A 20,895-nucleotide genomic window follows, 5' to 3' on the forward strand; every position below is an offset into this window, starting at 1 on the left:
GGAACCGCCATGAAGTATCTCGACGTCCACCTCTCGCAACCGGAGCGGATGCTCCACCCGATGCAGCGGTTCATTCGCGAGCGGGAGGTCGTCCGCCGCGAGGAGCTCGTCGCCTGGAACGTCGCCGGCAGGGAGGGAGTGGAGTACGAGCTGTTCTACACGGAGGCCGACCTCGACGCCTACCGGGAGGCGATCGAGGGCGTCGAGTCGGTCCGGTGGTACGACCTGACGCCGATCGACGACGACGCGTTCTACGTCTACGTCTGCCAGGAGACCCGCACGGAGGACGTCCGGTGGCGCGGGGCGTTTGCCGCCCTGAACCTGCTGGTCGTCCCGCCGATCGTCTACGACGCGAACGCGGACTTCTCGATGACCGTCGTCGGCTCGGGTACGGACCTCCAGGCGATGATGGAGGGCCTCCCCGACGAGATCGGCGTCACGGTCCGGACGATCGGGGAGTACGACGCCCGGTCGGCGCCGATCGGGGGCGAGCTCACGGACCGCCAGCTCGAGGCGCTCTCGGCGGGAGCCGACCTCGGCTACTTCGAGGTCCCCCGCGAGGCGGGCGTCGAGGACGTGGCCGACGAGCTGGGTTGTGCCCCGAGTACGGCCGCGACCCTGCTCCAGAAGGGACAAGCGCGGGTCGTCCGCCGGCTGGTCGAGCGGCGCGGGCACCGTTCGTGAGGCCACGAACGTGGCCATCCCCGGGACGCTCGCGACCGAAACCCACATGGCCGTGGGGAGGCCCAGAACGGGCATGAACAGAGCCGAGAAGGCCGTCCTCCAGTTGCGGGCCGTCGACGTGCTCTCCGTGCTGAAGGAGACGCGGACCTACGACGAGCTCGCAGCGGAGACCGGCCTGCCGGCGGGGGATCTCAACAGATACGTTAACGGCCACGTCCTCCCGGGGGTCGACCGCGCAGAGCGGATCGTCGAGGACGTCGGCCGGGCCGCAATCGAGCGCGAACTCGAGGCTCGGATCCGGGTCGACGGCGAGGGGTACGTCGACAACTCGGGGGCCGTCTTCGACCAGCCCTTTTTGGACCTCGTCGCGCCCGTCGTCTCGACGGCATTCGAGTTCGACCGCCCGGACGTCGTGCTCACCGCGGCGACCGACGGGATCACGCTCGCGGCCTCGCTGGCGAGCGACGCCGGGGTCCGGTGTGCCTACGCGAAAAAAAGCAAGGAGACCGCCGTCGAGGAGTTCATCGAGGCCCGCAAGCGCCTCGAGTCGGGAATCGAGCTCACCTACTACCTCCCCGCGGAGGCGATCGAGCCCGGCGATTCGGTGCTCGTCGTCGACGACCTCATCCGCTCGGGCGAGACCCAGGAGCTCCTCTTGGACATCGTCGGGAGCGCGGACGCCTCCGTCGCGGGCGTCTTTGCGCTGATCGCCGCCGGCGAGGAGGGGATCGAACGCGCCCGCGCGCGAACCGACGCGCCCGTCGGCGCGCTGACGAGGGTCTGACCGTGCCGGCTCCCGACCGCCGCCGGCTCCTCGAGGCCGTCAGTGCTGCCGGTCTGGTCGGGCTCGCGGGCTGTACCTCGCCCAGGGCGGACTCCCATACCTACGACCGCGACCAGGGCGACCTCGCCCACGACCCGCTTCCCTACACCGAAACGTACCCCGACGACGACGCGATCACGATGTACCGGGGCGGGCTCCGGCGGCTGGGCTACTACCCCGACGAAACCGTTCCGGACTCCGTCTCGAAGAACTGGGCGATCCCGGCGAACTACATCGGCCACACCGCCGCGAAGTCGACGCCGCTTCCGACCCCCGACGGCGAGACGGTCATCATTCCGGCCGACAGCGGCCGGGTCCACGCCCGCGATCCGAAAGGGCGCCACCTCTGGACCACACAGACCGAGGCGACCTACCAGGGGTTTCACGGGACGCCCGCCGTCGTCGACGGCGTCGCCTACGTCGGCGGCTACGACGGGGCGCTGTACGCCTTCGACGTCGCCAGTGGCGAGGTGCTGTGGCGGACCGATTCCTTCGACGACCCCGTCGCGATCGGCTCGAGCCCGGCCTACTGGGAGGGCGTCCTCTACGTCGCCGTCGAGTACCGCCGGCCGAAGGAGGGGGCGCTGTGGGCCGTCGACGCGGAGACGGGCGCGACCCTCTGGTCGGACGACCGGATCTGGGGGATGCCCCACCCCTCGATAGCGATCGATCCCGACGCCGAGCGGCTGGTGACGGCCTCGAACGACGGCGTCTGTTACGCCTGGGAGTTCCCTTCCCTGGAGTTCGCCTGGGAGTTCCAGGCCGGCGGCCCCGACGGCCCCGACGGCGACCCCCAGGAAGGGGGCGCGTTCACCTGGGGCGCCCAGCTCAAGGGGACGACCGCGCTCTACGACGGCGCGGCGTTTTTCGGCTCCTGGGACGGTCGTTTCTACCGGGTCTCGCTTTCCGACGGGAGCGAGGAGTGGTCGATCGACACCGGACAGCGGGTGATGTGCGACCCCGCGGTCGACCCCGAGCGCGACGTCGTCTACATGGGCGGCCACGACGACTCCGTCCGCGCGCTCGATGCGGGAACCGGCGAGGAGGTCTGGCGGGCCGACGTCGGCGGCGACGTCATCGGCGCACTCGCCACCACCGGGGATACGGTCCTCGTGGGATCATACGACACGGGGGCCTACGCTCTCGACGCCGAAACCGGAGACCAGCGGTGGCGCGTGGGGAACCGGGGCACCGTCACGAGCGAGGTCGTCCCCCGCGACGGCCGGATCTACTACGCCGAACGCGCGGTCGTCTCGAACTACGACGGCGAGGACGCCGACGTGATCGTCGACGTCCCGGGCCACGCCTACTGCCTGGTCGGCGACTCCTGAAACTCGGTTCGGGAAACCTATTCGTCCCCCCGGCCCATCGTCGGGTCCATGGAGATCGTCGAGAACACCCTCGAGAAGGGGATCGAGGCGGTGCTCGACCGTCCGCTGTTCTGTTTCCTGGGAGCCGCGACCCCGGAGGGCCGTCCCCGGATATCACCGCTGTGGTTTCTCTGGGAGGACGAGTGTGTCTGGATCATCGCCGACACCGTCGAGAAGTCCTATGCGAAACGCGTCCGCGAGCGTCCGGAGACCGCGCTTGCGGTCGTCGACTTCGATCCGACGGAGGGACTGGTCAGACACGTCGGGATGCGCGGAGAGGCCTCGATCGTCCCGCTCGACGGCGAACGCGTCGAGCACCTGCTCGGGAAGTATCTCGGCCCCGACCGCGAGGAATGGGATCCGATGTTCCACGACCTCGATCCCGACCGCTGGGGGCTGATCCGCTTCGATCCTGACACCGTCGTCGCCCGCGACCAGTCGTACGCGGGAAGTCTCGCGTCGGTTCCGGAGCGCTAGCGGACGATCGTCACCGGCACCGGCGACCGCCGGGCGACGGTTTCGGCGACGCTTCCCAGGAGAATCCTGCTCGCACCGGTCCGGCCGTGACTACCGATCACGACGTGGTCGACGCCCTCCTCCTCGGCGTAGTCGACGATCGACCCCGGGACGCTGCCGACGACGTCGTCGGTCTCGATCTCTATGCCGTGCTCGGCTGCCTGCTCGCGGGCGTCCTTGAGGATCCCGTCCGCGCGGGTCTCGTGGCTCTGGCGGAGCTGCTCGTAGTCCACCATCCCGCCGGTCTCGACGCTCGTCGCCGCGTAGAAGTCCGAGGGATCGATCACGTGGATCGCGGTGATCCGGGCGTCGGGATGTTCGTTCAGGGCGAACTCGAGGGCGTCGGTTGATCGCTCGGAGTCGTCGACCGGGACGAGTACGTGTGACGCCATGGCTGGCGATACGGTCGCGACCGGAATAAGTGCCCGCCACGCGTCACAAGGTTCCCGACGACGCGAGCCGTTACTTCCCGCGGCCGCGGTCGCCGTTGTTGCTCGGACGGACCTTCTCGGCGCCAGTGCCGCGGTTGTCGAGACCACGGTTCTTCTTGCCGGCGCCGGTGAGCCCGCGCAGTGCGCGATTCTCGTGGTCGTCGCCACAGATCCAGCCCAGGTCGTCGTCGTTCTCGATCGCCGGGTGGTTCGGATCGACGAGGATCACTTCGAACCACTTCTGGGAGCCGTCCTCCCCGACCCAGTAACTGTTGAGCACCCGCAGGTTGGGATACTTCCGGGTGACGCGCTCCTCGCCGATGCGCTGGATGTTCTTCCGGCGGCCGATCCGGTTGACGCCCTGGCGCTTCGATCGCCGGCCCGCCTTGTGGCGTTGCTTGCGGGCAGTGCCCTTCCGGACGGCGACGCGTGCGACGACGACGCCCTGTTTTGCCTTGTAGCCCAGTCCGCGGGCCTTGTCCAGGCGGGTCGGGCGCTCGATGCGCTCGATGGCGCCCTGGTCGCGCCACTCCTGTTTTCGCTGCCACTGAAGCTCCCCGAGCTTTCCGTCGCCGGGGTCCTTCCATGCCTCCTTGATGTGTGAGTAGAAGCTCTTTGCCATGGTGTACCTGCGGGCGTTTCCGGTTCAACCCCGAGAGGTCACATGCCGACCCGTGGCCGATTCCGAACGGGTGCCCACTGGTGCCCGCCGTCCAGTAGTTGCCCCCAGCTATCCGGTTTGTGAGTATAAGGGCTTCGAACCCCGACGGCGGGAGTCATTGACGGGACCGAAGCCCCGCGACGGCGGCGTCAAGGTCGAAACGCTCGCGGAGCCGGAGGGCGAGGACGAACGCACAGACGCCGATCACGAGCCCCGCGAGGGTATCCGAGGCGTAGTGGGTCCCCAGATAGACCCGGGAGACCGCGACCGCCGCCGCCAGAACGGCGACCGGGGCGACCGGCACTACGGCCGAGCGACGGGCCGTCATCGCGTACACCGCCACGACGGCGGCGTGTCCGGACGGAAAGGAGGTGGCGACCGTGGGGGACCCGTCGGTCAGACAGACCGGCTCCGGGGGGAACGGGCGCCGGATCGTCCACATCAACGCCAGGACGGCGATGCCGGCGAGCCCGAGGGCGATCCCGGCCGAGCGGAGTTCGTCGGTCCACCCCGCGAGCCTGCAGACGCCGAGGAAGACGAGCGCCGCGGTTGCCGACCCGAGGCCCGTCACCGACGTCAGCACCTTCGTCACCACCGGGTGTCGAATCGCGAGCATCAGTTCGACCGCGCGGTGGTCGAGCCACACGACGACCTCCAGCAGTTCGACGAGAACGGCGTCCATGCACCGACGCTACGGCCGCGCGGGATTAGTCTCACTGGTCGGCCACCCCGCGATCGATCACCCCGCGTCGGCCCGGCGAGCCCGGAGACGACTCCGGAGAGCGACGGCCGCCAGCGTCGTCCAGACGGCGACCTCGATGAAGAACGCGGGCGAACCGAGATAGTACCCGACGAACGCGCCCGGCGGGAGCCCGAGCGGATCCGGCGGCGAGATCAGGGGCCAGAACGCGAACAACGCGTCGGCGGGCCGGCCGTTGACGACGACGTGGGTCACGTCGAGGGCGAGATGGGACGCCCATCCCGTCGCGACCGCCAGGCCGGCCCGCCCCGAGAGCGCGATCGGCACGACGACGACGGCCAGGACCAGCGAGTGGCCCACGGAGTGAAACAAGGCGGTCACGCCGAGGACCCCCAGTGGCTTGTCGACGAGGTCGGGAACCGCCGCGCCGACGACGAGCCACGTCGCCGGCAGTCGCGTGACCCGCGAGAGCGACGCCGCCGCGAGGAGGTGGGTCGGAAAGAGCATACCGTTCGTGGGGTTCGAAAGGGGATCAGTCCTCGGCGCGGAGCCGGCCGGTGGCGTAGAGGTAGTCGCGCGCGAAGACGGCGAGCGAGGGCGCGAGGACGACGGGTGCGACGGCGTGGACGAGGCCGGTCGGTGCGGGCGGCGCGAGCGCGACGGTCACGAACGCCATCTGGCCGCCCGCGAGGTACTTCCCGAGGTCGCTGTCCGGAAGCGGGTGGACCTGCCCGCCCCGCCGCCGGTGGAGCCCGACGGCGGCGACGAAGACGTACCGCGCGGCCGAAAGGAGGAGGTAGTAGGCGGGCAGCAGGCCCCAGACCACCGCGACGAGGGGCGCGGCGACGAACCCGAACGTGTCGAACGCCATGTCCAGGCGCCGCCCGAGTTCCGTCTCCCGGCCGACCGTGCGCGCGACGGCGCCGTCGAGTCGGTCCACGAGGACGCCGGCACCGTAACACACCGCGGGGACCCACGCCAGCGCCGTCCCCGCGGGGACGACGACGAACCCCGCGACGACCGCGTACAGCGCCCCCCGGAGGATCGTCAGCGTGTTCGCCAGGCCGAGCCTGCCGAGGGTCGAGTTCGCCCCGACGGCGTAGTTGACGTACCAGAGCTGACCCGTCCAGGCCACCCCGACGACGAGCACCGGGAGGATCGTCGGTGTGTCGCCGAGAGCGAACAGCGGCCAGAGAATAGCCATCAGACAGCCCGCGGCGACCGCCGGCCCGACGAGGAAGACGCCGGACCGGACGCGGGCGCTGGGCTCGCTGTTGGCCATCACCCTCCCCCCAGGCGGCGCTCGCGCGACCGACCCTCGCCGTTCACACGACCCCGGTTCGCCGGCGCCATCGACACGTTCGTCCCCACGTCGAGGACCGGAGAGCCATAAGCACGCGGGCGCCGGTTATCGGCGCACCAGAACCACCAACACGGCGAGGAGGACGACCTGTGCGATCTTGTCCACCGCGCCCAGGGTGCCGACGTCGCCGGGGATCGAGGCGTCCGTCCCCGCGAAGTTGACCGCGTACCAGAGGACGATCTGGATCGCGGTGAACGGGATGCCGACGGCGTACACCGCCCGGCGCCGGACGCCGGCGACCACGAGGACGACCCCCCCGACGAAGCCGAGCCCGGCGAGGACGAAGCTGATGCCGAGCGCGGAGGGGATCATCCGCACCCCAAGCAGGAGGTGGACGCCCGCCGAGACGAGGGCAGCGAGGACGCCGAGCCAGTGGATCGCGCCGAGCGCGTCGATGCCGGATGCCGTTTCGCGGGTCGTGGCCGTGCTCATGGCACCCACAACGTGGTGATCACACATAGTCACACGGTCGGCTCACCGCTCGAAGCCGGGATCGGCGAGCGAGGCGATCCGCTCGCGGTCGCGCTCCGCGAGTCGGGTGGCTCCCGCGGCCAGGTTCGCCACGACGTGTTCGGTCGTGGTGCTCGAGGGGATCGGGACGACGCCCTCGCTCCGGTTCCAGGCGACGACGACGCCGGCGGGCGACAGCCCGTACTCGGCACCGATCTCGGCGAGTACGGGCTCCTCGAGCAGTCCGGGGGCCGAAAGCGGCGCGTGGGCGACGACCCGGATCCCGCGCTCGTGACAGAACTCGACCAGCTCCGGGCGCGGCCGGTAGGGGTGGCGTTCGACCGAGACCAGCGCGGGGTCGATCGTTCCCGCCTCGAGCACCGTCTCGACCTGCTCGCGCGAGACGTTGCAGATTCCGAGGGTTCGCGCCCATCCCCGTTCGTGGACGCGCTCGAGGTTCCGCCAGGCATCGGCCAGCGCGATCGGTGCCGTCTCGGGGTCGCCGTCGTCGGTCTCGGGGAAGGCGAGCCGTTCGGCCTCCTCGGCGGGCAGGTCCGCGAGGCGCTCGAGCGGGCCGCGGTGGGCCCAGGCGCCCGGCCAGTGGAGGGCGTAGCAGTCGAAGGCGTCGATCCCGAGTTCCGAGAGGCTGCCCTCGCAGGCGGCGAGCAGGTGCTCCCGTCGGTGGTTCGTCCGCCAGACCTTCCCGACGAGGAAGACGGCCTCGCGGTCGGGGGCACCCGGCGCCGCGAGCAGATCGCCGATCCGGTGTTCGTTGCCGTACAGTTCGGCGCCATCGAACAGGCGGTAGCCCGCGTCCAGGGCCGTCTCGATCGACTCCCGGCGATCGACGTACGTCCCGTCGCGATAGCGCGAGCAGCCGAAGCCGACCGCCGGGAGACGGAGCGCGCTCCGCTCGTCGGGGCGCCCTCCCGACGTGGGCGCCGCCCCCACCGGGGGGACGTGCCGGTCGGCCGCGGCCCCGACGTCCGCGACGGGGACCGGCCCCCCCGAGTCGGCGGCCGTCTCGATGGCGTTACAGACCGCGACGACGTGGGCGCCCCGGCGTCCGGTCGCTCGCTCGGGGGCTCCCGCCTCGACGGACGCCGCGAGCCGGTCGGGGCCGTCGATGTAGCGCGCCGGATCCGTCGGCCACTGTGGGGGAACGGAGGTGTACTCGCGGCCGAGGCGGCCGAACCGGAGGTCGTCCTCGTCGGTGTCCATCGCGCCGCTGCCCTCGAGATACAGCGAGCCGTCGTCGCCGTGAAGCTCGAGCCCGTAGAACTCCCTGGCCCGGTGTGGGGCGTAGAAGCTCGCGGTCAGCCTGACCGTCGGGCCGTCGGCGAACGACAGCGTCGCCTCGACGTGGGAGGGAACCGACGGCCGCCGGGACTCGCGCTCGGGCCAGGGGGAGAGCGCGTCGGCGACCCGCACCCTCGAAACCGGGCCGAACCACGAGACGAGCAGCGTGAGCGGGTAGACGCCGCCGTCGTACAGCGGCCCGATCTCCAGAAAGGACTCGGGGCCGTCGTGCCAGTCGGTCACCCGTCCGACGTGGGCGTGGGCGTATCCCAGCCGGACCGCCCCGAGTCGGCCGTCGGCAAGCAGGCCCGCCGCCCGGCGCTGTGAGGGTCCCTGCGGGGACTCCGGCGCACACCCGAGCGCGAGGCCGCGGTCCTCGGCCGTCTCGACGAGGTCGATGGCCGTCTCCGCCGAGAGCGCGAGGGGCTTCTGTGAGTAGACGTGGCGCCCGGCCGACAGCGCGGTCCGCGTCACCGAAGCGTGGGCGCGGTGGCTCGTCAGATTCACGACGAGAGGCGCCTCGACGGCCGACAGCGCCGCGTCGAGGTCGCTAAAGGAGGGACAGCCGAGGCGGGCCGCGAGCGTCTCGGCTCTGTCGGCGTCGAGGTCACAGACCCCGGCGGGGTCGAGACGACTCCCGTCGAGGCCGTCGGCGTAGGCCCCGGCGATCGACCCGGCTCCGACGAACAGGCAGTGCACGTTCCGAGGGGAGGTCCCGAGGGACAAATACGGTTCGGCGGGAACGGGGTGTCGCCGGAGCGGTTTTGCCCGCGGCCGTCCAACGACGGCCGTGAGAGAACCGGGAATGGGACCTCTGGGGACGGCGTATCTGCGCGCGCTCCAGGCCGTCGGCCGCCGACTCGACTACGGCGAGAACGTCTTCGAGCGCGAGTGGGACGTGCTGGTCGTCCTCGACGCCTGCCGGGCGGACCTGCTCGCGTCGGTCGCGCCCCACGTCCCGTTTCTGGGCGAGGTCGAGACGGTGCGGTCGGTCGGGAGCTGTTCGTCGGAGTGGCTCGAGAACACGTTCCCCGGGCGCCCGGAGACCGCCCGGACCGCGATGGTCACCGGCAACACCTGGACCGACCGGTACCTCGATGCCGGCGCGTTCGCCGCCCTCGATGAGGTCTGGAAATACGCCTGGGACGACGAGTCGGGGACGATCCCGGCGCGGGCGGTGACCGATCGGGCGATCTCCCTCGCCCGCGAACGCGACCCCGAGTTCCTGATCGTCCACTACATGCAACCCCACCACCCGTTCGTTCCCGACCCCCTCGAGGGAGACGAGGGAATGGTCCGGTCGGGCGAGGAGAGCAGCCCGGCGAACCCCTGGATCTCGCTTCGCCGGGGGGAGATCGGGCGCCGCCGCGTCCGGAGGGCCTACGAGGCGAACCTCCGGTACGTCCTCCGCGAGGTCGGGGTCCTGCTCGAAAACGTCGAGGGACGGGTCGCGATCACCGCCGACCACGGCAACCTCTTCGGGGAGTGGGGGCTGTACGGCCATCCGATGTACACGCCCGTTCCAGCCCTGCTCGACGTGCCCTGGACGGTGACGACCGGAAGCGACCGCTCGACCCGGAGCCCCTCGCTTGTGCCCCCCGAGCCGTTGCCCGTCTCCCGCGTCCACGGCGAGGCGACCGACCGCGATCGCCTGGCGGCGCTCGGATACCGCTGATGGTTGGGAACAGACTTATTCCGGGACGCTCCCGCGGTGGTGACGTGAGAATCCGGGAACGCCGACGGAGACGCCCGCGAAGGGGCCGAACAGCGCCGCCGAGGCCCCTCGACCGATGAGCCGGCGATCGCTTTTCTTCACCGGCGAGCGGTCGGTCGAGGTCCGCGATCGGCCGGTGCCCGAGCCCGAGGCGGGGGAGGTGCTCGTCCGAACCGAGCGCACCGCGATGAGCCCGGGGACGGAGCTGCTCGTCTACCGCGGGGAGGTCTCCGCCGGGGCGGCGGCCGACGAGACGATCGAGGCCCTCGACGGCGAGTTCTCGTACCCGCTCCAGTACGGGTACGCGGCCGTCGGGCGGGTCGCCGAGACGGGCGCGGACGTCGGCGAGGAGTGGCTCGACAGGCGGGTGTTCGCGTTCAACCCCCACGAGAGCCACTTCACGGCCGACCCGGAGGCGCTCGTCCCGACGACGCTCGCACCCGAACGGGCGCTGTTCGTCCCCACCGTCGAGGCGGCGGTCAACTTCGTGATGGACGCCCGGCCGCGGATCGGAAGCCGGGTCGTCGTCTTCGGCCAGGGATCGATCGGCCTGGCGACGACGGCGCTGCTCGCCGAGTTCCCCCTCGCGGAGCTGGTCACGGTCGACTACGACGAGAAACGGCGGGCCGTCTCGGAGTCCTTCGGCGCCGATCGGGCGGTCTCGCCCGACGCGGTCGATTCGGTGCTCTCCGAACCGGCCGACGTCAGCCTCGAGCTATCGGGCAATCCCGAGGCGCTCGGCGACGCAATCGACGTCGCCGGGTTCGCGGGGAGAGTGATCGTCGGCTCGTGGTACGGAACGAAGGACGTCAGCCTCCGGCTGGACGAACAGTACCACCGCAGCCACGTCAGGGTTCGCTCGAGCCAGGTGAGCCGGATCGACCCGGACCACGCCGACCGGTGGGACAAACGGCGCCGGATGGAGTACGTCACCTCCTGGCTGGCCGACGCCGACCTCTCTCCCGTGCTCACCCACGAGTTCGAGATCGGGGACGCAAAGCGGGCCTACCGGGTGGTCGACGAGCGCCGCGACGGCGTGATACAGGCCGCGTTTAGGTACGACCGGTAGAGAACGGGACCGGCCGCTTCGCGCTGCCCTCGAAGGGCCAACAGGAGCCGGTCGATCCGTCCGAGGACGCCGTAGCCACCCCGCCTGGAGGATTTAGGTGGGTGGCCTCCCTCCGTTCGGACGTGTACGAAACGACGGTGTCCGTGGCGTTCGTCGCACAGCACTTCCTCACCGTGCCCGATCCAGGGCCGGAAGGCGTCCCACACTCCCACCGCTACGAGGTGGAACTGACGTTCTCGGGCCCCGAGTTGAACGAGTACGACTACCTCGTCGACATCGACGATGCGGAGGCGGCGCTGTCGGCGCTGGCCGATCGCTACCGCGACGAACTGCTCAACGACCACCCCGAGTTCGAGGGCGCGAACCCCAGCGTCGAGCGGTTCGCGCGCGTGATCTTCGAGGCGGTGACCGAGCGCGTCGGCGACGAAACCGTCACGGGTCTCGCCGTCACCGTCCGGGAGGACGACGTGGCGAGTGGCGCCTACGAAGCGAGCGTATGAGGATCGGCCTGGCGCTGTACGGGAGCATCGACGGGCGCTCGGGGGGGTTTCGGTACGACCGGCGCCTCGTCTCCGGGCTCCGGCGGGCCGGCGATACCGTCACCGTCATCGAACTGCCCTGGCGGGGGTACGGCCGCGGGCTGGCGGACAACGCCTCCCCGCGGTTCTGGCGGCGTCTCGAGACCGGCGCCGACGTCTTGCTCCAGGACGAACTCGCACATCCCTCGCTGGTCTCGACGAACCGCCGGCTCGACCGGCCGATCGTCAGCATCGTCCACCACCTGCGCGCGAGCGAGCCCCGGCGACTGGCTCCCCTCTATCGCGCCGTCGAGCGACGATACCTCGACACCGTAGACGCCGTGATCTGTAACAGCGCCCCGACCCGCGACAGCGTCGTCGATCTCGGCGTCGATCCTCGGGCCTGCGTCGTGGCCCCGCCGGCGGGCGACCGGTTCGATCCGGAGATCGCCGACCGGACCATCGAGGAGCGAGCCGAGGAGGGGCCCCTCCGGGTCGTCTTCGTCGGGAACGTCGCCCCCAGGAAGGGCCTCGACACGCTCGTCGAGGCCGTCGCCCGCGCGGACGCCCCGATGGAGGTGACCGTCGTCGGCCGACCGGTCGATACGGACCACTTCCGGGCGGTCGCGCGTACGATCCGCGAGCAGGGCCTCGGCGATCGCATCCGGATGACCGGCGAACTCGCCGACGAGCGCCTCGCCGAGACCCTCGCGCGCTCACACGTCGTTGCGGTGCCCTCGCGCCACGAGGGGTTCGGGATCGTCTATCTCGAGGGGATGAGCTTCGGCCTCCCGGCGGTGGCGTCGAGCGCGGGGGGCGCACGCGACGTCGTCACCGACGGCGAGAACGGGTTCCTCGTGGCGCCGGACGACCCCGGGGCCGTCGCGGCGGCCCTCGATCGACTGGCGGCCGATCGCGGGGAACTCGCCGCGATGGGGAGAGCCGCCCGACGGCGCTACGAGGCCCACCCCGGATGGAGCGAGACGACCGATCGCGTCCGTGACCTCCTGGCCGGCGTCGCGAGGGCCGCGACGTGAGCGGCTCGTTCCGGCGCTATCTCGAGGCGAAACGAACCGTCGACGACCGGGCGCTCGACCGGCGCCTGCTCCGCGCCCTCCGGGAGGGGCTCGCTGCGCGGGCCGACCGGGAGGGGCCGCTTTCGGTCCTCGAGGTCGGTGCCGGCATCGGGACGATGGTGATGCGCCTGCTCGAGTGGGAGGTGCTCCCACCCGGCGAGACCGTCTACACGGCGGTCGACGTCCGCGAGGAGACGGTCGCGGACGTCACGAGTCATCTTCGGGAGTACGCTCGCGGGGACGCCGCCACCGTCGAGACCCGTGGAGATCGGATCGTCGTCGAGACGGCCGACCGGCGGGTCGCCGTCGACGCGGTCGCCGCCGACGCCCTCGCGTTCGTCGAGGGCCGCGACCGGAGCCACGACCTGCTGATCGGGGCGGCGCTGCTCGACGTCTTCGATCTCAGTGGGTTGGAGCCGTTGCTCGGAGCGGTCGCCCCCGGAGGATACTACTACTTCCCGATCACGTTCGACGGGGCGACGCGGTTTCGCCCGGCCCACCCCGACGACGGCGTGATCGAACGTCGCTACCACGAACACATGGACCAGAAACCCGGCGGAAGCGCTCGCGCCGGCGGGGACGTCCTCGAGGAACTCCGGGCGACGGAGGGGGTGGCCCTGACCGGGGTCGCGGGGTCGGACTGGATCGTCCGGCCCTCCAATGGCGCCTACCCCGCCGACGAGGCGTACTTCCTCGGGTACATCCTCGATACCGTCGAGTCCGCCGTCGGGGAGATGATCGATGGAGACGAACCCCTCTCGTCGTGGGTCAACGCGAGACGCGACCGGCTCGAGGCCGGCGAGTTGAGCTATCTGACCCACCAACTCGACTTCCTGGGCCGGGTGAGAGAGCCGACCGACCCCGGTTCCGATGGCAAGAACGAGCGGTAGCGACCTCGAACGCCGGTGACTCGACCGGACTCGGATCCCACCCTCTCGAAGCCGCCGGCCCTCGCTCTCGCCGATTCAGTATAGCACTCAGTGGTTTATCGGGCCAGTGCCCGCACCGACTCGAATGACCCCTCCGAAATCGCGTTCGCGACCCGCTCGGCGTCGATCTCGGGCACGGACTGGGGGTACTTCCGGCTGAAGTAGCCGATCAGGTTCTCCGCGTCGCGCGCGAGGAACTCCGCGGCGTGGTCGTGATCCGTGGGAACCGCCTGGGGCCAGTCGAACACCGTCACTCCCTCCTCGCCGACGAAGACGTTGTACTCGCTCATGTCGGCGTGGACGTATCCCGCGTCGTAGGCGCCCGCCATCTCCCGGAGGATCAAGTCGAGGACGCCGACCACTTGCTCGTCCTCGAGTTTCGCCCGCGAGAGTTCGACCCCGGCCATCTTCTCCATCACGATGGCGTGACGGTTGCCGTCGATCGGTCGGGGGACGCTGACCTCCGGGTACAGCTCCTCTAGAATCTCGAGTTCGCGCTCGGCGGCCTTCCGGGCGGTGTACATCCAGGAGACGTGGTCGTTGTCGGAGGTGTAGTCGCGTTCCTTGTCGACCGCCCGGAAGTTGGTGTACCCCTCGCGGTGGTACTTCAGCGCCAGCGGTTTGTAGGACTTGACCTCGTAGACGTCGCTTTCCTTGCCGACCCCGAGGGGCGAGCCGAACTCGCTGATCGTCTCGCGCTCGGCGAGCGCGCGCAGCGCGAGGGCATCGTACCCCTCGAACTGGAGGGTGTAGCCCTCGTACTGGAGGGTCTTCTTCTCGACCAGCCCCCGTTTGAGTGCCTCCTCGAGTCGATAATCGACGTTCTCCGGCGAGAGGCCCGAAAACTCCGGGAGCTTCCCCCGATTGACCCACTCCGAAAAGCGCATTCCCTGCTCGACGCCCGAGAGGAGGTAGAAGTCGTCCCGCTCGAGTTCCGGCATGAAATCGGCGACGTTCCGCACCATGGACAGGGTAGCCGGCGCGGACGTAAAAGGGGTTCCCGTCCGAGACCGCCGCCGAACGTCCCTAATAAACCATATGACGCGATAGAAAATGGCAATCGAGCGATTCCGGTCGCTCTCGTAGGGCGTCACAATCGCTTTCTCCCCGCAGGGCGTCGATCGAACCATGACCGACCTCGCCGACCGCGAGTGGCGCCTGATCCGGGACGGCCCCCGCGAGGGGGCGACCCAGATGGCGATCGAGGAGGTCGCCGGGCGGACGGCCGTCGAGGAGGGGATCCGAACGGTTCGAACGTACTCCTGGGAGCCGAGCACCCTCTCGCTCGGCTACCGACAGGAACCCGACACCGTAGACTGGGAGTTCTGCGACCGGAAGGAGATCGACGTCACCCGGAGACAGACCGGCGGCGGCGGGATCTACCACGACCACCACGGCGACATCTCGTATACGATCGTCACAGCCGCCGACGAGGTCCCCGGCGACCTGATGGACTGCTATGCGCTCTTCTGTGAGCCGATCCTCGAGGCGTTCGACCGGATGGACATCGATGCCGGTTTCGCGGGCGAAAAGCGAGAGGCAGTCTACTACCCCTCCTGCTACCTTCGAGACATCAATCCCGCACACGACATCGTCGCGCCCGCGGAGTCGCGAGCCGACGCGAGAAAGATCAGCGGCAACGCCCAGTACCGACGGCGCGACGTGGTCATCCAGCACGGTTCGATATCGTTCGATCTCGCACCCGAAGCCCACGTCGGCTGTTTCGAGGGCGACGTCTCCCCCGAGACGTTCGAAGGGCGGGTGACGAGTATCCGCGAGCAGGCGGGGATCGACCGCGAGGAGGCCGTCGAGATCCTGGGAGACGCGCTGGGGGAGTGGTGTGGGGCGAGCGAGAGCGAGTGGCGCGAGGAGGAGCTCGAGGCCGCCCGAGACCTCGCCGACCGGAAGTACGGGAGCGAGGGCTGGATCCGTGATCGGGAGGAGTAGGGAGAACTCCGAAGTACCTATGCCGGGGGGATGCCGACTTCCGGCCATGAAGGTCGGCGCACACGTCTCGATCTCGGGCTCGCGCGTCTCCTCCGACGAGGAGACTCCACCGTACGACGACATCAGGAACGCCGTCTCCCGACAGCTCGCCTTCGGGGGCAACTGCGGGCAGGTGTTTACGACCTCGCCCCAGGTCTGGGCCGAACCCGAGATAAGCGAGGCGGCCGCCGCGGGCTTTCGAGAGGAAAGCGACGCGAAACTCGAGGGGCCGTGGGTGATCCACTCCTCGTACCTCGTCAACCTCTGTACGCCCAAGGACGACCTCCGCGAGAAGTCGCTGGCGTCAATGCAGGCCGAACTCGACGCCGCCGAGAAATTGGGGATCCCGTACGTAAACACTCACCTCGGGGCGCATACGGGCGCCGGCGTCGAGGGCGGCCTCGACAACGCCGCGAGCGCGATCGACGAACTCGACGTCCCCGAGGACGTCGAGATCCTGATCGAGTCCGACGCCGGCAGCGGAACCAAACTGGGCGGGGAGTTCTCGCATCTCGCGGGGATCATCGATCGAACCGACGAGGAGATCGGGATCTGTATCGACACCGCCCACACGCTCGTCGCGGGCAACGATCTGACGACGCCCGATGCCGTCGAGGAGACCGTCTCGCGGTTCGACGAGGAAGTGGGCCTGGAGTACCTGAAGTACATCCACCTGAACGACTCGAAACACGACGTCGGAACCCACAAGGACGAACACGCCCTCATCGGCGAGGGCTACATCGGTGAAGATGGGATCCGGGCGATCGTCACCCACCCCGATCTTCGAGAACTTCCGTTCGCCCTTGAGACGCCCACGGAGGACGGCAAGGGCTTTGCCTGGAACATCGCGCGAACGAAGGAGTTGCGCGAGGAGAACTGAAAGGCTGTTCGAGAGCGTTTACGCCGGATTACGCGCCCCGGAGCCGAACACCAGCGGCGCGAGAAACAGCGCCAGCGGGACGAGCACCCACACCTGCCCCGCGAGCACGTCGTACTGGGCGAGGGTGTCCTCGACGGGAATCCCCTCGAGATGGCCGACGAGGAACTCGAAGCCGACCGTGAGGACGACCCAGATCACCCCGACCGCCAGGAGTTCCGCTCGTCGGTAGTCGATTCGACTGCGCGAGAAGTAGCCATAGGAGAGAGCGAGGATCGCGGCGATCAACAGCGCGGTGCTGAGGAGGTGACCGGAGTAGTCGCCCATCCGCGGGACGATGGCCACCTCCCTGAAGACGCCGTTCGCGACGGCGACGACCGCCATCACGATCCAGAGCCCCAAGGGATAGACGACGGCCGCCGGGCGGACGGAACTCGTCGCGGATCGGGAGGTCACTCGACCGGCTACGACGGGCGAGCCGAAAGGGTTCGGGGTCGATTTCACCGCCCGAGAGCCCCGGGAAACCGACCCGTTTTTACTCGGATCCCTCGAATCCGAAGCCGTGCGCGAGTTCTCCGCGGAGTACCTCCGCCGGACCCGCGAGGGGATGTGGGACGACCGGGCCGCACTGGCCCCCCTCAGGCTCGAGAGCCGCGAGTCGGTCCTCGACGTCGGCTGTGGGACGGGAGAGCTGAGCCGCGTGATAGTCGAAGAGAGTCCCGGAACCGTCGTCGGCTGCGACGTCGATCGGGACCTGCTCGCGACCGCCCGCGAACACGTCTCCGTCGTCGCGGGTGACGCCCTTAGACTTCCCTTTCCCGACGACAGCTTCGATCTCGTCGTCTGCCAGGCCCTGCTGATCAACCTCCCGGAGCCTGCGGCCGCCCTCTCCGAGTTTGCCCGCGTCTCCCGGGAGCTCGTCGCGGCGATCGAACCCGACAACGCCCAGGTGAGAGTCGAGTCGAGCGTCGCGAGCGAGTCCGCCCTCGCGGCCCGCGCCCGAGAGGCCTACGTCGAGGGCGTCGAGACCGACGTCTCCCTCGGCGCCGACGCCCGCGAACTCTTCGCAGAGGCGGCCCTCGAGGTCCTCGAGAGCCGCCGGTACGACCACGAGCGCCGGATCGAGCCACCCTACGGCGAGGCGGCCCTCGCCGACGCCCGCCGGAAGGCGACGGGGGCAGGGCTCGAGAGCGACCGGGCGACGCTGCTTTCGGGGCCGATGGACGAGGAGGACTACGACGAGCTCCGGGGGGAGTGGCGCGAGATGGGGCGAGAGGTGATAGATCGGATGGGCGACGGGGCGTACCGTCGTCGGGAGGTCGTCCCGTTCCACGTCACCGTCGGGCGGGTTGCGGGAGCCTCGCCCGGGGAGTAACCGGTCGCGGCCGACTACCGGAGACCCGACAGCACCATGACGACCCCGAAGAGCGCGCCGAGCACGACCAGGCCGGCCCCGGCCATCCCGATCAGTTCCGCCGAGGTCCACTCGGGGATCCGGTAGCCATAGCGCATCACCCCGGCCGAAACGAGCAGCGAAACCCCCGCGCCGAAGATCGTCGTCGCCAGATCGACGCCGAAGGGGTTTCCGATATCACCCATACGGACCGATTCGAGCGAAACAGGGGAAACCCTGGTGCCGTCTCACGCAACCCACTGAGACCACAATGCCGAATCGGGCCGGCCCCCTCGTTCGCGTGATCGGCCGGAGTCGAAGTTCCAACAGTTTGTTCTCCCCGCGGGGTATCGTGGGCGTATGGATCCACGGATCGAACGCCACGCGTCGATACTCGTCGAGCACTCGACCCGGGTCGAGCCCGGGGACAAGGTGTTGGTCTCCGCGCCCCCGGTCGCCGAGGACCTCGTCGTCGCCCTCTACGAGAAACTCGGCGAGATCGGCGCCCGGCCGACGCTGTCGATGCGTTCTGACCGCGCCAGGCGCGCGTTCCTGCGCGCGAGCGACCCCGAGGAGTTCGGACTGAACGAACACTCGCTCGCACGGATCGAGGAGACCGACGTCGCGATCGGTATCAGGGGCGGGACGAACACGAACGAACTCGGCGACGTCGACCCCGGAACGATCGCGGCCTTCGGCCGGGTCCAGAAGCCGATCAGCGACGAGTACACCGAGAAACGGTGGGTCGGTACGCAGTACCCCGCGCCGGGAAACGCCCAGGAGGCCGAAATGAGCACGGCAGCCTACGAGGAGTTCGTCTACAACGCGGTAAACCGCGACTGGGAGGCCCAGCGGGAGTTCCAGTCCCGGCTCGTCGAGCTTCTCGACCCCGCAAGCGAGGTGCGCATCGAGAGCGGCGACACCACCGACCTGACGATGAGCGTCGAGGGGATGATCGCGGTCAACGACTACGGCGAGAAGAACCTCCCCGGCGGCGAGGTCTTCACCGCGCCGGTCCCCGACAGCGTCGAGGGCGAGGTCCTCTTCGACAAGCCGCTGGTGACCCGGGGCCGGGAGATCACCGACGCCTCCCTCGAGTTCGAAGCGGGCGAGGTCGTCGCCCACTCGGCGGTGAAAAACGAGGAGCTGCTGACCGAGATCCTCGGGACCGACGACGGTGCCCGCCGGCTGGGCGAACTCGGCATCGGGATGAACCGCGGCATCGACCGCTTCACGCACAACATGTTGTTCGACGAGAAGATGGGCGACACCGTCCACATGGCCATCGGCCGAACGATCGACGAGACGGTTCCCGACGGCCGATCCGGAAACGAGAGCGCGGTCCACGTCGACATGATCGTCGACATGAGCGAGGACTCGAGAATCGAGATCGACGGAGATGTCGTCCAGGAGGACGGAACCTTCGTCTTCGAGGACGACAACTAGACGACGTCGCCCCGCACCGTCACGCCCTCCTGACTCTCCCGCCAGGCGTGGACCTCGCGGGCGGCCTCGCCGGCCTCGTCGTCGTCCATCCCGAGCATCTCGAGAGCCGCCGACAGCGTCGGGAGCGCGAGTTCGCTCTCCCGGAGCTTGCGGAACGCTTCGTCGCTTCGGGTGCCATCGACCCAGAGACAGGCTCCACGGGGGTCCAACAACTGGGTGTAGTCCTCACGCATCCGCGCGCCCCGCAGGCGCTGGGTCACGTTGTCCTCGAAGGAGGCGTTACAGACCTCGAGGTGGATCGGCTCCGCTTCCTCGAGGAGGTGAGCCGCGAGGCACTTCTCGGGGGCGGCGTGGCCGTTGGTGTTCGCCCGGAGCGAGTCGGGATACGCTCTCGCCCAGTCGGCCCGGACCGACTTGCCGACGCCGGCGATTCCGTGCGAATCGCGAAACGCCTCGTCGGCATCCGGGTCGTCCTCACCGACGAGTACGTCCTTCGTGAGGTAGACGTCGAGGCGCTCGACCGGGTCCACGCCGAGTGTGACGTCGCCGTAGGCCCAGATCTCGCGGACCGGGACCGGCATCCGCTCGTCCTCGACCCGTTCGACGAGTTCCTCGAGGCGATCGACGGCGTCGTGTCGGGCGAGTTCGCTCATCCGGCGACCGTACGGCGCCGACGCCCAAAGCGGTTTCTCAGTCGCGACGCGAGGCCCGTTCTCGTCGCATCGATCACGTGGACGGTCTCCATTGACGAGGTCGACGGTGTAAACGCGGTCTCCCGACTCCGCCCTCTCGAGGGAGTCCGGTTCGCTCAGGCACGTTTTTGACCCCACACGACGAACGCGGAGGTATGAGACACCGGATCTTCAACGACGAGGCCGACGAGGACCTCGTCTTCGTGATGGGCTGGGGCAACCGCTGGACCCACGAGAACGTGAGCTGGCTGATCGGGAGCTGTGCGAACGCCGGCTACCGGGTCCACGCCTTCGAGCTTCCCACCAACATCGACGACTTCAAGGCCGACTGGCTCGAGCCGATCGCCGAATACGTCCGCGATCTCGATGCCTACCAGTTGCTGGCCCACAGCGCGGGTGCCCTCGTCGCCCCCTTCCTCGACGGCGCCGAGAACCACGTCTATCTGAGCCCGTGGTGGGGCTACGGCGACGCCTTCCCCGACCGCCTGCTCGACCTCGTCGGCCGGGTTCGAACGGATTTCCCCTTCCTCCCCACCGGCGGATTCGACCGCGAGGACCTCGGCGAACGGACGACCGACCACCAGCTCTCGACGGCGCCGGGGTGGATCTCGCCCGCGTTCGTCCGCGAGACCCGCCACGCCCAACGGGACCTGCTCGAAATCGACCACGACGCCGTCGTCTTCTGTTCGCTTCGCGACCCCGTGATCTCGCTTCGCCCGATCGGCGAGCGCGTCCCCGCCTCCCACGTCGTCCTCTACGACGGCGGTCACGAACTGTTCTCCTCTTCCGCCCGCGACCAGTACGTAGACGCCGTCCTCTCGGCGCTCGAGGCAGGCGCGAGCGCCGTCGAGGAACGGCCCCTGGTCGCGGTCTGAGGAGCGAAACCCCCTTCCGCGCT

At 69.5% G+C, this 20,895-nt stretch carries 25 protein-coding genes; 14 read left to right on the plus strand and 11 right to left on the minus strand.

Annotated elements, in window-relative coordinates; translation table 11 throughout:
- Positions 1-9: 9 nt before the first annotated feature.
- The 4 genes from DVH23_RS02020 to DVH23_RS02035 all read left to right on the plus strand — a co-directional run bounded on the left by DVH23_RS02020 (position 10) and on the right by DVH23_RS02035 (position 3,354).
- Positions 10-684: a helix-turn-helix domain-containing protein gene (locus DVH23_RS02020; RefSeq protein ID WP_114575755.1), complete on the plus strand. Its 675-nt coding sequence runs from the start codon at positions 10-12 to the stop codon at positions 682-684.
- 73 nt (positions 685-757) lie between these two features.
- The gene (locus DVH23_RS02025; RefSeq protein WP_114575756.1) at positions 758-1,468 is read left to right on the plus strand and encodes a phosphoribosyltransferase family protein; all 711 of its coding nucleotides are present in this window, start codon (positions 758-760) and stop codon (positions 1,466-1,468) included.
- Positions 1,469-1,470: 2 nt separating this feature from the next.
- Entirely contained in the window at positions 1,471-2,838 is a 1,368-nt protein-coding gene (locus DVH23_RS02030; protein WP_232833682.1) for a PQQ-binding-like beta-propeller repeat protein, read from the plus strand.
- A 48-nt stretch (positions 2,839-2,886) separates the two neighbouring features.
- Positions 2,887-3,354, plus strand: a complete 468-nt coding sequence (locus tag DVH23_RS02035) for a pyridoxamine 5'-phosphate oxidase family protein (RefSeq protein ID WP_114575757.1) — start codon at positions 2,887-2,889, stop codon at positions 3,352-3,354.
- On the opposite strand, the gene DVH23_RS02040 is transcribed toward DVH23_RS02035, so the two are convergent.
- The 7 genes from DVH23_RS02040 to DVH23_RS02070 form a co-directional block, all read right to left on the minus strand.
- Positions 3,351-3,785: a universal stress protein gene (locus tag DVH23_RS02040; RefSeq protein ID WP_114575758.1), complete on the minus strand. Its 435-nt coding sequence runs from the start codon at positions 3,783-3,785 to the stop codon at positions 3,351-3,353. The two genes, DVH23_RS02035 and DVH23_RS02040, sit on opposite strands and share 4 nt — an antisense overlap.
- 70 nt (positions 3,786-3,855) lie before the next feature.
- Positions 3,856-4,446, minus strand: a complete 591-nt coding sequence (locus tag DVH23_RS02045; RefSeq protein WP_114575759.1) for a 50S ribosomal protein L15e — start codon at positions 4,444-4,446, stop codon at positions 3,856-3,858.
- Between the two features lie 154 nt (positions 4,447-4,600).
- Positions 4,601-5,167 carry a phosphatase PAP2 family protein gene (locus tag DVH23_RS02050; protein WP_114575760.1) on the minus strand — a complete coding sequence of 189 codons (567 nt, stop codon included), beginning with the start codon at positions 5,165-5,167 and terminating at the stop codon, positions 4,601-4,603.
- A 57-nt stretch (positions 5,168-5,224) separates the two neighbouring features.
- Entirely contained in the window at positions 5,225-5,692 is a 468-nt protein-coding gene (locus tag DVH23_RS02055; RefSeq protein WP_114575761.1) for a metal-dependent hydrolase, read from the minus strand.
- A gap of 25 nt (positions 5,693-5,717) precedes the next feature.
- Positions 5,718-6,467, minus strand: a complete 750-nt coding sequence (locus DVH23_RS02060) for a CDP-alcohol phosphatidyltransferase family protein (protein WP_114575762.1) — start codon at positions 6,465-6,467, stop codon at positions 5,718-5,720.
- Positions 6,468-6,593: 126 nt separating this feature from the next.
- Positions 6,594-6,980, minus strand: coding sequence for a hypothetical protein (locus tag DVH23_RS02065; protein WP_114575763.1), 387 nt, complete (start codon positions 6,978-6,980; stop codon positions 6,594-6,596).
- A 42-nt stretch (positions 6,981-7,022) separates the two neighbouring features.
- Entirely contained in the window at positions 7,023-8,996 is a 1,974-nt protein-coding gene (locus DVH23_RS02070; protein ID WP_114575764.1) for an aldo/keto reductase, read from the minus strand.
- Positions 8,997-9,102: 106 nt separating this feature from the next.
- Here DVH23_RS02070 and DVH23_RS02075 point away from each other — a divergent pair, with 106 nt between their 5' ends.
- The 5 genes from DVH23_RS02075 to DVH23_RS02095 all read left to right on the plus strand — a co-directional run bounded on the left by DVH23_RS02075 (position 9,103) and on the right by DVH23_RS02095 (position 13,564).
- Positions 9,103-9,972: a sulfatase-like hydrolase/transferase gene (locus DVH23_RS02075; protein ID WP_114575765.1), complete on the plus strand. Its 870-nt coding sequence runs from the start codon at positions 9,103-9,105 to the stop codon at positions 9,970-9,972.
- 115 nt (positions 9,973-10,087) lie between these two features.
- On the plus strand, positions 10,088-11,080 hold the full coding sequence (locus DVH23_RS02080) for a zinc-binding alcohol dehydrogenase (protein ID WP_114575766.1): 993 nt from the start codon (positions 10,088-10,090) through the stop codon (positions 11,078-11,080).
- Positions 11,081-11,202: 122 nt separating this feature from the next.
- The gene (locus tag DVH23_RS02085) at positions 11,203-11,580 is read left to right on the plus strand and encodes a 6-carboxytetrahydropterin synthase (protein WP_114575767.1); all 378 of its coding nucleotides are present in this window, start codon (positions 11,203-11,205) and stop codon (positions 11,578-11,580) included.
- Positions 11,577-12,635: a glycosyltransferase family 4 protein gene (locus DVH23_RS02090; RefSeq protein WP_114575768.1), complete on the plus strand. Its 1,059-nt coding sequence runs from the start codon at positions 11,577-11,579 to the stop codon at positions 12,633-12,635. The genes DVH23_RS02085 and DVH23_RS02090 overlap by 4 nt, the downstream gene beginning before the upstream one ends.
- Positions 12,632-13,564: a hypothetical protein gene (locus tag DVH23_RS02095; RefSeq protein ID WP_114575769.1), complete on the plus strand. Its 933-nt coding sequence runs from the start codon at positions 12,632-12,634 to the stop codon at positions 13,562-13,564. Before DVH23_RS02090 ends, DVH23_RS02095 begins: the two co-directional genes overlap by 4 nt.
- Before the next feature lie 95 nt (positions 13,565-13,659).
- Here the strand turns inward: DVH23_RS02095 and DVH23_RS02100 are convergent, their stop codons facing one another.
- Positions 13,660-14,568 (minus strand): RIO1 family regulatory kinase/ATPase, encoded by a 909-nt coding sequence (locus DVH23_RS02100; protein ID WP_114575770.1) that lies wholly within the window; start codon positions 14,566-14,568, stop codon positions 13,660-13,662.
- Between the two features lie 163 nt (positions 14,569-14,731).
- On the opposite strand from DVH23_RS02100, the gene DVH23_RS02105 reads away from it, so the two are divergent.
- Complete coding sequence (locus DVH23_RS02105) at positions 14,732-15,550, plus strand: biotin/lipoate A/B protein ligase family protein (protein ID WP_114575771.1); 819 nt, start codon at positions 14,732-14,734, stop codon at positions 15,548-15,550.
- 46 nt (positions 15,551-15,596) lie between these two features.
- On the plus strand, positions 15,597-16,469 hold the full coding sequence (locus DVH23_RS02110; RefSeq protein ID WP_114575772.1) for a deoxyribonuclease IV: 873 nt from the start codon (positions 15,597-15,599) through the stop codon (positions 16,467-16,469).
- Between the two features lie 18 nt (positions 16,470-16,487).
- Here DVH23_RS02110 and DVH23_RS02115 read toward each other — a convergent pair whose 3' ends face one another.
- Positions 16,488-16,922, minus strand: coding sequence for a hypothetical protein (locus tag DVH23_RS02115; RefSeq protein ID WP_114575773.1), 435 nt, complete (start codon positions 16,920-16,922; stop codon positions 16,488-16,490).
- Between the two features lie 106 nt (positions 16,923-17,028).
- Here DVH23_RS02115 and DVH23_RS02120 point away from each other — a divergent pair, with 106 nt between their 5' ends.
- Positions 17,029-17,841 (plus strand): class I SAM-dependent methyltransferase, encoded by an 813-nt coding sequence (locus tag DVH23_RS02120; RefSeq protein ID WP_114575774.1) that lies wholly within the window; start codon positions 17,029-17,031, stop codon positions 17,839-17,841.
- Positions 17,842-17,855: 14 nt separating this feature from the next.
- On the opposite strand, the gene DVH23_RS02125 is transcribed toward DVH23_RS02120, so the two are convergent.
- Entirely contained in the window at positions 17,856-18,065 is a 210-nt protein-coding gene (locus DVH23_RS02125; RefSeq protein WP_114575775.1) for a hypothetical protein, read from the minus strand.
- 154 nt (positions 18,066-18,219) lie between these two features.
- On the opposite strand from DVH23_RS02125, the gene DVH23_RS02130 reads away from it, so the two are divergent.
- Positions 18,220-19,305, plus strand: coding sequence for an aminopeptidase (locus tag DVH23_RS02130; RefSeq protein WP_114575776.1), 1,086 nt, complete (start codon positions 18,220-18,222; stop codon positions 19,303-19,305).
- Here DVH23_RS02130 and DVH23_RS02135 read toward each other — a convergent pair.
- Positions 19,302-19,958: a hypothetical protein gene (locus DVH23_RS02135; protein ID WP_114575777.1), complete on the minus strand. Its 657-nt coding sequence runs from the start codon at positions 19,956-19,958 to the stop codon at positions 19,302-19,304. The two genes, DVH23_RS02130 and DVH23_RS02135, sit on opposite strands and share 4 nt — an antisense overlap.
- 194 nt (positions 19,959-20,152) lie before the next feature.
- On the opposite strand from DVH23_RS02135, the gene DVH23_RS02140 reads away from it, so the two are divergent.
- Positions 20,153-20,872, plus strand: a complete 720-nt coding sequence (locus DVH23_RS02140; RefSeq protein ID WP_114575778.1) for an alpha/beta fold hydrolase — start codon at positions 20,153-20,155, stop codon at positions 20,870-20,872.
- Positions 20,873-20,895: the final 23 nt, after the last annotated feature.

Origin of the sequence: Saliphagus sp. LR7, assembly GCF_003344565.1 — an archaeon.
Classification (GTDB): Archaea; Halobacteriota; Halobacteria; order Halobacteriales; family Natrialbaceae; genus Saliphagus; species Saliphagus infecundisoli.

What these genes read in the sequence shown, in the direction of transcription:
- DVH23_RS02050 (WP_114575760.1), bottom strand. Translation starts at nt 5,167, where the DNA reads ATGGACGCCGTTCTCGTCGAACTGCTGGAGGTCGTCGTGTGGCTCGAC.
- DVH23_RS02090 (WP_114575768.1), top strand. Translation starts at nt 11,577, where the DNA reads ATGAGGATCGGCCTGGCGCTGTACGGGAGCATCGACGGGCGCTCGGGG.
- DVH23_RS02140 (WP_114575778.1), top strand. Translation starts at nt 20,153, where the DNA reads ATGAGACACCGGATCTTCAACGACGAGGCCGACGAGGACCTCGTCTTC.
- DVH23_RS02040 (WP_114575758.1), bottom strand. Translation starts at nt 3,785, where the DNA reads ATGGCGTCACACGTACTCGTCCCGGTCGACGACTCCGAGCGATCAACC.
- DVH23_RS02080 (WP_114575766.1), top strand. Translation starts at nt 10,088, where the DNA reads ATGAGCCGGCGATCGCTTTTCTTCACCGGCGAGCGGTCGGTCGAGGTC.
- DVH23_RS02025 (WP_114575756.1), top strand. Translation starts at nt 758, where the DNA reads ATGAACAGAGCCGAGAAGGCCGTCCTCCAGTTGCGGGCCGTCGACGTG.
- DVH23_RS02020 (WP_114575755.1), top strand. Translation starts at nt 10, where the DNA reads ATGAAGTATCTCGACGTCCACCTCTCGCAACCGGAGCGGATGCTCCAC.
- DVH23_RS02100 (WP_114575770.1), bottom strand. Translation starts at nt 14,568, where the DNA reads ATGGTGCGGAACGTCGCCGATTTCATGCCGGAACTCGAGCGGGACGAC.
- DVH23_RS02105 (WP_114575771.1), top strand. Translation starts at nt 14,732, where the DNA reads ATGACCGACCTCGCCGACCGCGAGTGGCGCCTGATCCGGGACGGCCCC.
- DVH23_RS02130 (WP_114575776.1), top strand. Translation starts at nt 18,220, where the DNA reads ATGGATCCACGGATCGAACGCCACGCGTCGATACTCGTCGAGCACTCG.
- DVH23_RS02110 (WP_114575772.1), top strand. Translation starts at nt 15,597, where the DNA reads ATGAAGGTCGGCGCACACGTCTCGATCTCGGGCTCGCGCGTCTCCTCC.
- DVH23_RS02065 (WP_114575763.1), bottom strand. Translation starts at nt 6,980, where the DNA reads ATGAGCACGGCCACGACCCGCGAAACGGCATCCGGCATCGACGCGCTC.
- DVH23_RS02075 (WP_114575765.1), top strand. Translation starts at nt 9,103, where the DNA reads ATGGGACCTCTGGGGACGGCGTATCTGCGCGCGCTCCAGGCCGTCGGC.
- DVH23_RS02045 (WP_114575759.1), bottom strand. Translation starts at nt 4,446, where the DNA reads ATGGCAAAGAGCTTCTACTCACACATCAAGGAGGCATGGAAGGACCCC.
- DVH23_RS02125 (WP_114575775.1), bottom strand. Translation starts at nt 18,065, where the DNA reads ATGGGTGATATCGGAAACCCCTTCGGCGTCGATCTGGCGACGACGATC.
- DVH23_RS02135 (WP_114575777.1), bottom strand. Translation starts at nt 19,958, where the DNA reads ATGAGCGAACTCGCCCGACACGACGCCGTCGATCGCCTCGAGGAACTC.
- DVH23_RS02035 (WP_114575757.1), top strand. Translation starts at nt 2,887, where the DNA reads ATGGAGATCGTCGAGAACACCCTCGAGAAGGGGATCGAGGCGGTGCTC.
- DVH23_RS02055 (WP_114575761.1), bottom strand. Translation starts at nt 5,692, where the DNA reads ATGCTCTTTCCGACCCACCTCCTCGCGGCGGCGTCGCTCTCGCGGGTC.
- DVH23_RS02060 (WP_114575762.1), bottom strand. Translation starts at nt 6,467, where the DNA reads ATGGCCAACAGCGAGCCCAGCGCCCGCGTCCGGTCCGGCGTCTTCCTC.